9 protein-coding genes are annotated in these 10,622 nt (G+C 69.6%); 7 read left to right on the top strand and 2 right to left on the bottom strand.

Annotation, left to right across the window (positions count from 1 at the left end; genetic code table 11):
• Window positions 1-1,066, bottom strand: a 1,066-nt coding sequence (locus tag GXW78_RS16870; protein ID WP_211870003.1) for a hypothetical protein, incomplete at its 3' end; no start/stop codon positions are given.
• A gap of 46 nt (window positions 1,067-1,112) precedes the next feature.
• On the opposite strand from GXW78_RS16870, the gene GXW78_RS16865 reads away from it, so the two are divergent.
• The 7 genes from GXW78_RS16865 to GXW78_RS16835 all read left to right on the top strand — a co-directional run bounded on the left by GXW78_RS16865 (window position 1,113) and on the right by GXW78_RS16835 (window position 8,789).
• A complete protein-coding gene (locus GXW78_RS16865; protein WP_211870002.1) occupies window positions 1,113-1,868 on the top strand; it encodes a hypothetical protein in 756 nt (251 codons plus the stop codon).
• A gap of 208 nt (window positions 1,869-2,076) precedes the next feature.
• On the top strand, window positions 2,077-3,456 hold the full coding sequence (miaB, locus tag GXW78_RS16860) for a tRNA (N6-isopentenyl adenosine(37)-C2)-methylthiotransferase MiaB (protein WP_211870001.1): 1,380 nt from the start codon (window positions 2,077-2,079) through the stop codon (window positions 3,454-3,456).
• On the top strand, window positions 3,453-4,502 hold the full coding sequence (locus GXW78_RS16855) for a PhoH family protein (protein ID WP_211870000.1): 1,050 nt from the start codon (window positions 3,453-3,455) through the stop codon (window positions 4,500-4,502). The genes miaB and GXW78_RS16855 overlap by 4 nt, the downstream gene beginning before the upstream one ends.
• Before the next feature lie 61 nt (window positions 4,503-4,563).
• Window positions 4,564-5,013 (top strand): rRNA maturation RNase YbeY, encoded by a 450-nt coding sequence (gene ybeY, locus GXW78_RS16850; RefSeq protein ID WP_211869999.1) that lies wholly within the window; start codon window positions 4,564-4,566, stop codon window positions 5,011-5,013.
• The gene (locus tag GXW78_RS16845; RefSeq protein ID WP_338147766.1) at window positions 5,010-5,906 is read left to right on the top strand and encodes a hemolysin family protein; all 897 of its coding nucleotides are present in this window, start codon (window positions 5,010-5,012) and stop codon (window positions 5,904-5,906) included. Before ybeY ends, GXW78_RS16845 begins: the two co-directional genes overlap by 4 nt.
• 723 nt (window positions 5,907-6,629) lie before the next feature.
• The gene (lnt, locus tag GXW78_RS16840) at window positions 6,630-8,153 is read left to right on the top strand and encodes an apolipoprotein N-acyltransferase (protein WP_211869998.1); all 1,524 of its coding nucleotides are present in this window, start codon (window positions 6,630-6,632) and stop codon (window positions 8,151-8,153) included.
• Window positions 8,154-8,333: 180 nt separating this feature from the next.
• On the top strand, window positions 8,334-8,789 hold the full coding sequence (locus GXW78_RS16835; RefSeq protein ID WP_211870012.1) for a helix-turn-helix domain-containing protein: 456 nt from the start codon (window positions 8,334-8,336) through the stop codon (window positions 8,787-8,789).
• A 168-nt stretch (window positions 8,790-8,957) separates the two neighbouring features.
• On the opposite strand, the gene GXW78_RS16830 is transcribed toward GXW78_RS16835, so the two are convergent.
• Entirely contained in the window at window positions 8,958-10,622 is a 1,665-nt protein-coding gene (locus tag GXW78_RS16830) for a thiamine pyrophosphate-dependent enzyme (protein ID WP_211869997.1), read from the bottom strand.

Genomic DNA, 10,622 nt, shown 5'->3' with positions numbered 1-10,622 from the left:
CGATGCGCTGGCGGGGCGCCGCCGCGGCGGCGTCGGCCCCGCGGGGGGCGGCGATCGGCCCCTCCGTTCCGCGCAGCAGCAGCCGATCCTCGCGCAGGGTCAACGTCTCGCCCGCCGTCAGCCGCTCCCCGGCGTAACGGGTCAGCAGCCAATGGAGACGCCCCTCCGCCGGGCCGCTGGCCTTCACGCTCAAGGGCGGGACACCGCCTTGCGGCGCGATGTGCAGGGCCAGCGCGCGGGAGGGCGTGCGTCGCTGCCGCGCGCCGAAACGGTCGATCGGGCCCTGATGGACAGTGACGTTGTTGCCGGCGGGGCTCGGGCGCTGCTCATCCCCCAACAGCAGCGTGGCGTATTCCACACCGTCGCCGGGGCTCATCGCATCGCAGGCGGCGGTGATGCGCGGGCGATCCAGCACGATGCCCGGAAGCGAGGTGAGGGTGACGGTCAGCGTCACCACCGGCGTGTCGGCGCGCAGATCGTAGACGTAGCGAAGCCGTGCCAAGTCGCGCGTCGCGCCGTTGACGAAACGGCCGCCGCGGCCGCGCAGCAGGCTTTCGTGGAACAGGCGCACACCGCCTTCGGCATTCTCGATGCCACCTTCGACGATGGCGTCCTCGACATCCAGGCAGTGCCAGCGGCGCCGGAAGGCGAATTCGACCAGGTTGCCGCCATGGATCGCCGCGGGCGGCCCGTCCTGGTCGTGCAGATGCTGGCGGACCTCGCCGCGGAACAGGTCGCCGGTGAACAAATGGTGAGGCGTGGTGATGCGGAACGATCGTGGCGCCTCATCCTCGACCACGATCCGGGCGGGGCCGATGGCGCGCGGGATCGGGCCATCCCCGCTGGCCAGCGCCAGCAGCAGCGCCGTCGCGCCCTCCCCGCCGCCGAGCATCGGATGGGCCAGGGCCTCGGCGGCCGAAGCATTGGCAGCGAGGTCGAAGACGGCGCCTTCCGGCTTCTGCGCGAAGGCGGGCGCGAAGCCGTCCGGCAGCCGGACCGGCGCTACGAAGCGCGCAAGGCCCCGCGCCAGGCCGTTCCGCACCGTATCCATGCCGCTGCCGCTCATCGGTGCCGTTCTAGCCGCGTCCCGCGGGGCCGCGATAGGGTGGGGGATGACCCGCCCACCCCTGCTTCCCGCGCTCGTACTGGCGCTGTTGACCGCTCCGGCGGCGGCGCAGACGACGGACTGGCGCACCGTGGCGCCGGTGCTGCCGCTGCAGGGCACGATCCGGCCGATCGGCGCGCCGGTTGCGATCGGCGGCGCGGGCTGGGGTCCCTGGCGTAGCATCTGCCGGGAACAGACGCCGCGTCCTGGCCGGCCACCCCAGCGCGACTGCCTGACCGTGACCGAGGTCCGGCCCGAGCCCGGCGGCGCACGGCTGACGCTGGTGCAGGAGCGCAGCGGCCTTCGCATCTCTGCCCTGCGCAGCACCGACGGCCGCATTGCCGAGTTCTCCGCCCAGCGACCGGACGGGAGCGCGCCGCCGCCTGACGAGGCGCGCGAGACGCTGCTGAACGCTTGGCGCGACCAGTTCGCCACGCTGAGTCTCGCGCCCCGGCGGCTTTCTGCGCGCGAGGACTTCCTCATGCCCGTTCCCGGTTCGCCACGCGGCGGCACCTGCCGGCCGGAGGGGACCGCGACCATCGCCCAGCGGCCGGTCGTCATCGCGCGCTGCGCGGTGGAACTCGCCGGACGGTTGCGTGGGGGCGACAACGAGGCGCGCGTCGCGATCTTCGCCCGCGTCGCGGTGGACGTGGCGACGGGAATGATCTCTGCCCAGAACTACGCGACACGGATCGAGACCTTCGCGGCGAACGGGCGGTCCAACGGGGTAGTGGTGACGCCGTCGCGGGTGGTGCTGGAATAGATGCCCCTGCCTGTCCGCCCGTCCGTGTGCGCCGCGCAGCAACCGTCATCGTTACGACGCTTGACCCGACGCGGATCAGCCGGTCACGCTCGCCCCATGATGAACCGCTTCAGGCTTCCGGTCGCTTGACCCGCGCCGCCGTGGTGCGCATCTCCCCCGCCTGCCTTCGCCGCGGACCGCGCGGCGAGGCCGGCGGAGCCTGACCCGAATGACCGACTGCACGACCCCTCGGAAGCGCCTTCTGATCCGCACCTGGGGCTGCCAGATGAATGTCTATGACAGCGCCCGGATGGCGGATGTCCTGGCGCCGCTGGGCTATGCGCCGACCGAGGTGGCGGAGGAGGCCGACATGGTCATCCTCAATACCTGCCACATACGGGAAAAAGCGACGGAGAAGGTGTTTTCCGACCTCGGTCGGCTGCGGGAGGCGAAGCAGGCCAAGGGCGGCGACATGGTCATCGCGGTGGCCGGCTGCGTGGCGCAGGCTGAAGGAGCCGAGATCACGGCCCGCGCCCCATGGGTGGACATCGTGCTCGGCCCGCAATCCTACCATCGGCTGCCGGAAATGGTGGCGCGGGCGTCGCGGGCGGCGGGCGCGGTGATCGAGACCGAGTTCCCGCCTGAGGACAAGTTCGATCACCTGCCGGAAACCACGACGGCCCAGGGCGTGACGGCGTTCCTGACGGTGCAGGAAGGCTGCGACAAATTCTGCTCCTTCTGCGTCGTCCCCTATACGCGAGGCTCGGAATATTCCCGTCCCGTCGCGGCGATCCTGGCCGAGGCGAAGCGCCTGGTCGCCCTTGGCGCGCGGGAGATCACGCTGCTCGGCCAGAACGTGAACGCCTGGCATGGCGAGGGGCCGGACGGCGGTGCCTGGACGCTGGGGCGGCTGCTGCGGGCGCTGGCGGAAATCCCGCGGCTCGCGCGGTTGCGCTACACCACTTCCCACCCCCGCGACATGGATGAGGATCTGATCGCCGCCCATGGCGACACGCCGGCGATCATGCCCTTCCTGCACCTGCCGGTGCAGTCGGGGTCCGATCGCGTGCTGAAGATGATGAACCGCCAGCACACGGCCGACGACTACCGGCGCCTCGTGGAGCGGCTGCGCGCGGCGCGGCCGGACCTCGCGCTGTCCACCGACATCATCGCCGGTCATCCGGGTGAATCCGATGCTGACCACGCCGCGACCATGGCGCTGATTCGCGATGTCGGCTTCGCGCAGGCATTTTCATTCAAATACTCGGCGCGGCCGGGCACCCCGGCCTCGACCATGGCGAGGCAGGTCGCGGAGCCTGTGAAGGACGCGCGGCTCGCCGACATCCAGGCCCTGCTGCGCGACCAGCAGACGGCGTTCAACCGATCCCGCGCCGGCCTGCTGGCCGATGTGCTGGTGACCGGACCCGGCCGCCATCCCGGGCAGATGGCAGGCCGCACCCCATGGCTCAATCCCGTTCACTTCGACGGACCCGCCGATCTCGCCGGACAGGTCGTCCCGGTGCGAATCCTGGCCGGGCACCCCAATTCTCTGACTGGGGCGCTCGCCGCGCCCCGCCATGCCGAACCCAGGGAGAGACCGGCCGCTTGAGCACCACGCACGGCACCGCACTTCGCCCGGCGGATTCCCGCAGCGACGCCGACCGGCGCTCGGTCACGCTGCAATTCGACGACAACGTCCTGTTGCCCCTGCTCCATGGCGAGCACGACCGGCACCTGGCCCGCATCGAACAGGTGCTCGGCGTCAGGCTCTCGTCACGCGGCAACCGCATCGCCATCTCGGGTGGTGCGGATCGGACGGAGATGGCGGAGGCGGCGCTGCTGGCGCTGTGGAAAAGGCTGGAACAGGGACAACACGTGGGAACGGCGGAGGTGGAGGCGGCGCTGCGCCTCGCGGAAGGCGGCGCCGAGCAGGGCGAACCCCGGCTGCCGTTGCGCGACCTGCCCGCGATCCGCACCCGCAAGGGCGCGATCGCGCCGCGATCGAAGGCGCAGGGCGCCTATATCGACATGCTGGCGCGGCAGGACATGGTGTTCGGCGTCGGGCCGGCCGGCACCGGTAAGACCTATCTCGCCGTCGCGCAGGGCGTGGCCATGCTGCAGACCGGCGCCGTGGACCGCATCGTGCTGTCGCGACCCGCCGTGGAGGCCGGCGAGCGCCTCGGCTTCCTGCCCGGCGACATGAAGGAGAAGGTCGATCCCTATCTCCGCCCGCTCTACGACGCGCTGAACGACATGCTGCCGGCCGACCAGGTTGCGAAGCGGATCGAGCGCGGGGAGATCGAGATCGCGCCGCTTGCCTTCATGCGCGGCCGAACGCTCGCGCATGCCTACTGCATCCTGGACGAGGCGCAGAACACCACCCCCGCCCAGATCAAGATGTTCCTCACCCGCATGGGGGAGGGATCCCGCATGGTCATCACCGGGGACCCGACCCAGGTGGACCTACCTTCCGGCCAGCCCTCGGGCCTGATCGAGGCGTTGCGCATCCTCGACGGCGTCGAGGGTATCGGAGTCGCGAGATTCGCGGAGCGGGATGTGGTAAGGCATCCGTTGGTGGCCCGGATCGTCGCCGCCTATGGGCGGGCTGACGAGCAGAGCCGGGCGAAGAAGGAGAGGTATGGAACCGGGAAGTAGCCGTCCCGGCCGTGGTCGCGTTGCGCGTGATCAGGCTGGGCTTCGGAACGGATCATCGGAGATGCTCGACATCTCGGTGATCCTGGCGGCGCCAGGCTGGCGCGCCGCCGTCAAGCGGCCCGAGGCGCTGGCGCGCCGGGCCGCGGAGGCCGCCCTGCGTGAAGCGGGGGCGAGCGGCGCGGTCACCGTGCTGCTGACCGACGATACCGCGGTCAAGCGCCTCAACAGCCGCCATCGTGCCAAGGTGAAGCCGACCAACGTGCTGTCATTCCCGGCTGGCCTGCCGGGGCAGCTCGGTGACGTCGCGCTTGCGCTTGGGGTGGTGCGGCGGGAAGCACGGGACGCCGGGCGGCGCACCGCGACCCATCTGGCGCATCTGGTCGCCCATGGCGCCCTGCACCTGGCGGGGCACGACCACCTGGAAGCGGGCGAGGCCCGTCGCATGGAACGCGCCGAAGCGCGGGTGATGCGGCGCCTCGGCCTGCCCAATCCGTGGCGGGGCGTGTCGTGAGCGACATCTCGAACAAGCCCGGCCTGTTCTGGAAGCTCCAGGGGCTGCTGCGACGGAAGGAGGCGGAATCGGTCCGCAACCGCGTCGGAGAGCTGCTCATCGAGCGGAGCGAGGACAAGGACGACGCCGACGAGCCGGACGACAGCGACCTGGACACCCACGAACGGGCATTGCTGTCCAACGTCCTGCGCCTTCAGGGCACCACGGCCTACGACATCATGGTGCCGCGGGCCGACATCATGGCCATGCCGGAGGACCTGACTCTCGACCAAGCGATCGCGCTGATCCAGAAGGACGGCCACAGCCGCTATCCGGTGTATCGCGAAAGCCTCGACGACATCGCGGGCATGGTCCACATCAAGGACGTCTTCGCCTCGGTGGGCGCGGAGGCGGCTTTCGAGATCAAGGCGATCCTCCGCAAGCCGCTGTTCGTGGTGCCGTCGATCTCGGTGCTCGACCTGCTGCTGCAGATGCGGCAATCCCGTGTTCACATGGCGCTGGTAGTCGACGAGTACGGCGGCATCGACGGGCTGATCACCATCGAGGATCTGGTCGAGACCATCGTCGGCGACATTTCCGACGAGCACGACGAGGATGCCGAGCCGCATATGACGGACCGGCCGGACGGGACGATCGACCTCGATGCCCGCACGCCGATCCCGACCTTCGAGGCGAGGCTCGGCCCCGTGCTGACCGAGGAGGAGCGGGCCGCCGACATCGACACGGTCGGCGGGCTGATCTTCACCCTGGCCGGGCGCGTTCCGGCGAAGGGTGAACTGATCTCCCATCCATCGGGGCTCGAGTTCCGCGTCCTGGACGCGGACCCGCGGCGCATCCGACGACTGCGGGTGCGGCCGCCGGGAATCGAGCCGCAGCGGGCGGCGGCGGAGTGAGGTAGCCATCGCTGCAAGCCGGGAGGAACGCGCTGTCCTTCCGGCCAAAGGCCACTTTGATTGCCGCTATCTCCCCGCGGTCGATATTGGAGGGGCTTTGCCCCTCCAAGCCACCCCAGCAAAGGCCGAAAGGCCTTTGCAAACCTCAACTTGGCACTGCGCGGCGCGGCCAGGATGACTGCCGAGACCCGCGCTCGCGCCCGAAACGTGCCTGCTCGACGCAGAATACGCGTCTGCCCGACGCCTCATGCCGGCGATCGAGGCCGTGGATGGCCTGGATCGCCATGATTTGGCGCCGGGCGCGAAGCCCCTTCTCCTGATCTCAAGACCCTTCCGCGCGCAGAGCCGGATGACGACCATGTTCCGACCCGTCGCGCGCAGTGCCCGGTCGAGGTTTGCAAAGGCCCTTCGGCCTTTGCCGGGGTAGGGTTCGGGAAGGGGCAGAGCCCCTTCCTGATCCAACGCTAACGCGCAAACGGGGCGCCCCTCTCCGGTCTTTCCTCCGCGCCAAGGCAGCAGAGTCCCCCCTGTTCTTCAGGGGCGTGGGCAGGCGATCAGGAAGCGCAGAAGCTCCTGTCCCGACGACCATGAACGTGCAGCGTTGCGCCCACCGTCCTTGGTGTCGCCTCCTGCCCGTTGCGCCCGGCGCTGATTTGCGGTTCCACCGGGGCTGGTGGGGCGCTGTCTCTGCCGTCCAACCCTCGCTGGCCGGGACTGCTCTGCATGTGGAATCGCTTTCTGGACCACCTTGCCAGCCGGCGGGGATGGCGATTGTGGGTCACGGCGGTCGGCCTCGGGGCCTTCGCAGCGCTCGCCTTGCCGCCGGTGCATGCGGTGCCGGTGCTGCTGGTCTCGATCCCCGGCCTGCTGGCCATGCTTGGCGCGGCCGCAAGCTGGCGCGGTGCGCTGGGCGTCGGGTTCGCCTGGGGGTGGGGCTACTTCACCGCCGGCCTCTACTGGATCACCCATGCCATCCTGACGGATGTCGCGACCTTCTGGTGGCTGGTCCCGATTGCGGTGCCCGCACTGGCCCTGCCGCTGGCATTGTTCGTGGCAGGCCCGGCATTGCTTGCCTGGCGGGTGCGGGCGGGCTGGCCGCGGGTCCTCGTCTTCTCCGGCAGCTTCGTACTGTTTGAACTCCTGCGCGGCTGGGCCTTCACGGGATTTCCGTGGAACCTACTGGGGACCGTGTGGGCGTTCGGCGCGTTGCCGGTGCAGGGCGCTGCCTGGATCGGGGTGCACGGGCTATCGCTGGCGACGGTGTTGATTGCGGCCACGCCGCTGCTCGGCCGGCGGGCAATGCTGGGCGGCGCGGCCGCCTTGGTCGGCTTCGCGCTGTTCGGCCTGGCACGGTTGTGGCCGGCCGAACCGCCGCCCGCACCGGTCGGGCTGATGATCGTCCAGGGCAACATCGCGCAGGAGGTGAAGTGGCGGGAGGACCAGCGCATCCCGATCCTGCGTCGCTATCTGGACATGACGCGGGAGGCGGCGCTGGAAGCGCTGCGCGAGTTGCCCGAGGACCAGACTCTGGTGGTGATCTGGCCGGAAACGGCGGTGCCTTTCCTGGTCGCCAACGATCCTTCTGTGCGCCAGATCATTGCCGGCGCATTGCCCCAGCGGGCCATCCTGCTGACGGGAACTGTGCGGGCCGAATACGGGGCCGATCAACGTCTGGAGCGCGTGTTCAACAGCCTGGTGGCGATCGACCCGGCGGGCGAGGTGCTGGGGGTGACCGACAAGGTCCATCTGGTGCCCTTTGGCGAATACATGCCGCTGTCGGGCTGGCTGCCGATCCGGCTGGTGCAGGGCGGCATGAACTTTACCCCGGGGGCCGAGCTGCAACCTATGCGAGTAGGAGCCGTGCCGCCCTTCGGCGGTCTGATTTGCTACGAAGTCATATTTCCCGCACAAGTTGTCCCTCGGGAGCGTCCCGCCTGGCTGGTGAACGTCACAAACGATGCGTGGTTCGGGATATCGGCCGGTCCTTGGCAGCATCTCGCCACCGCGCGGCTGCGCGCCGTTGAGGAAGGACTGCCGCTTGCCCGGGCGGCGCAGACGGGCGTCTCCGCCGTCTTCGATGCGCGAGGGCGGGAGGTTGCGCGCACGGCGCTGGGTGAGCCGGGTGTCCTGTTGGCTCCGTTGCCCGCCGCGCGGGAGCCCACCCTGTTCGCACGTCTCGGCGTGCTGATCGCAGGGACTCTCTCCGCCCTGATACTCCTCCTGGGGTGGTGGAAAGGGCGGCATTAGGTCAGCAATACGTTCGCAACGGCCAACCTGCTCCTGTCCAGGTCGTCTCAATTATTGAGAATTTGAAAAAGAGTTGACGAAGAGTGAATGGCAGCCTACTGCTGCGACGGGGGTAGGTTACGGAATCGCCGCAGCTGCGGCGGGAGGATCAAGATGGTGGGCGCAGTGGCGGAGGTGCGGATGTCGGGCAGCGAAACGGGCGATCGGCCCGAACGCGAGCACCGCGCGAGCCCAATCGACGTCCATGTCGGCACGCGCGTACGGCTTCGCCGTACCTTGCTCGGCATGAGCCAGGAAAAGCTCGGCGAGGCGCTGGGGCTCACCTTCCAGCAGATCCAGAAGTACGAGCGCGGCGTGAACCGAATCGGTGCGAGCCGGCTGTTCGACCTCGCCCGTGTGCTGGACGTGCCGATCGGCTTCTTCTTCGACGATATGTCCCCTGAATTGGGCGGTAATGCGGCAACGCGATCCCGCGCCGCTGCTTTCGGCTTCGCCGAGGGTCAGGAAGGCTTCGAGGACGACACGCTGCATCGGCGCGAGACGCTGGAACTCGTGCGGGCCTACTACCGGATTACCGATCAGTCGGTCCGCAAGCGGGTCTTCGACCTCATCAAGACGCTGTCGCCGACCGACTGAAGGCGCCGCGGCCCGGTGCGATGCATCGGGCCGGAATGGTCAACGGGCGCCGCTACGGCCTACGGCACGCCGCCGAAGCGCGCAGTGATGCGCAGCCCAGCCGTGAACACCGCTGCGCGACGAGTGTCATCCGTCGCCGCGACCCATTCGTCGCCACTTGCCGAGCTTCTAGCTCGCCCGGCGTTTCCACGCGGTGATCTGCGCCGCCGACGCCTTCACATGCACCACGGCGGGCCTGTCGTGCGGTGCCAGCGCCTCGTCCAGCACTGACGCGATCTCCGCTTCCTCCCGGATCGTGTAGCCACGCGCACCGAAGGCGCTGGCCCAGACCGCGAAGTCCGGGTTCACGAGATCCGCCGCCGACGCAACGGGGCGGCCCGGATAGCGATTGGCGTGATGCATGCCGATCGACCCGTAGGTGTTGTTGTCGGCGATGATGATCACCGGCGCCGTGCCGTGGCGGCAGGCGGTCGCGATCTCGTTGCCGGTCATCAGCGCACCGCCATCGCCGACGATGGCGATGGCTTGGCGGCCAGGGTGGCGCAACGTGGCGGCGACGGCCATCGGCACGGCCGGCCCCATGCCACCGACGGCCGAGCCCAGGAAGATGTTGCGCGGGCCGAAGGGCACGTAGCGGTGCACGAAGGAGGTGAAGTTGCCGGCATCCGTGGACAGCACCGCATCCGGCGCCATCCGCTGCGCCAGCGCCACGCAGACCGCGGCGAAGTTCACGCCATCCGTGGCAGGCTCGTGGTTCGGTGCCGTCAGCTCGCGATGGATGCCGTGCAGCCGCGCGATCCAACCCGCGCGCCCGGCGGGCGCCGAGGGCGCGCCGCGATCCATCAGCGCGGCGACCACCGAGGCCGGGTCCGCGATGATCGGCATGTCCACGTTGAAGACGCGGTTCACTTCCAGCGGGTCGGGCCAGATGTGCACGACCGGCACCTGCGGGTCCGGCGCGGCGGGGAAGGTGTAGGACTGGCTGACCACATCGCCCAGGCGCTCGCCGAGGGCGATCACGAGGTCAGCTTCCTTCATCGCCGCCATCAGCTTCGGCTGCACGCGATTGCCGACATAGCCGGCATAGTGCGGGTGATGGCTGTCGAACAAATGCGGCCAGCGATGCGTCGGCGCGACGGGCAGCATCCAGGTCTCGGCGAAGCGCGCGAGCGCGGCGAGGCGCTCCGGCGCGCCATCCATCGCGCTGCCGACCAGGACCAGCGGCCGCTCGGCCTTGGCGAGACGTTCCGCCAATTCCGCCATCTGCCCCGCACCGGCCTGCGGCAGCGGGCGCGCGCGGGGTGCGACGACGGGCAGGTCGCCGGCGTCGTCGTCGAACAGATCCTCGGGCAGGATCACCGCGACAGGACCCGGCGTGCCGCTTTCAGCGAGGTGATAGGCGCGCGCGATGGCTTCCGACGCCTGGGACGGCAGGTGGACCTCGAGCACCGCCTTCGTCGTGTCGGCCAGCAGCTTCGCGTAATTCTGTTCCTGCAGCGCGCCGCGCCCCATGTCGCGGCGTTCCACCTGCCCGATCAGCAGCACCATCGGCACAGCGTCATGGAAGGCGGTGTGCAGGCCGATCATGGCGTTCGACACGCCCGGGCCGCGCGAGACCAGGCACAGCCCGGCGCGGCCGCCGCGCATGCGCCCATCCGCGACCGCCATGTAGGACGCGCCGCCCTCATGGCGGCACACGACCAGGCGCAGCGCCGGCAAATCGGTGATCGCATCCGTCAGGCCGAGGAAGCTTTCCCCCGGCACACAGAAAATCAGATCCGCCCCATGGGCGACGAGGCTTTCACCGACCAGACGGCCAACGCTGCGCGACAT

Source organism: Neoroseomonas terrae, assembly GCF_018129025.1.
Lineage (GTDB): Bacteria > Pseudomonadota > Alphaproteobacteria > Acetobacterales > Acetobacteraceae > Neoroseomonas > Neoroseomonas terrae.
The sequence above is the reverse complement of the archived record's forward strand: the minus strand, read 5'-3'. Positions and strand labels throughout refer to the sequence as shown.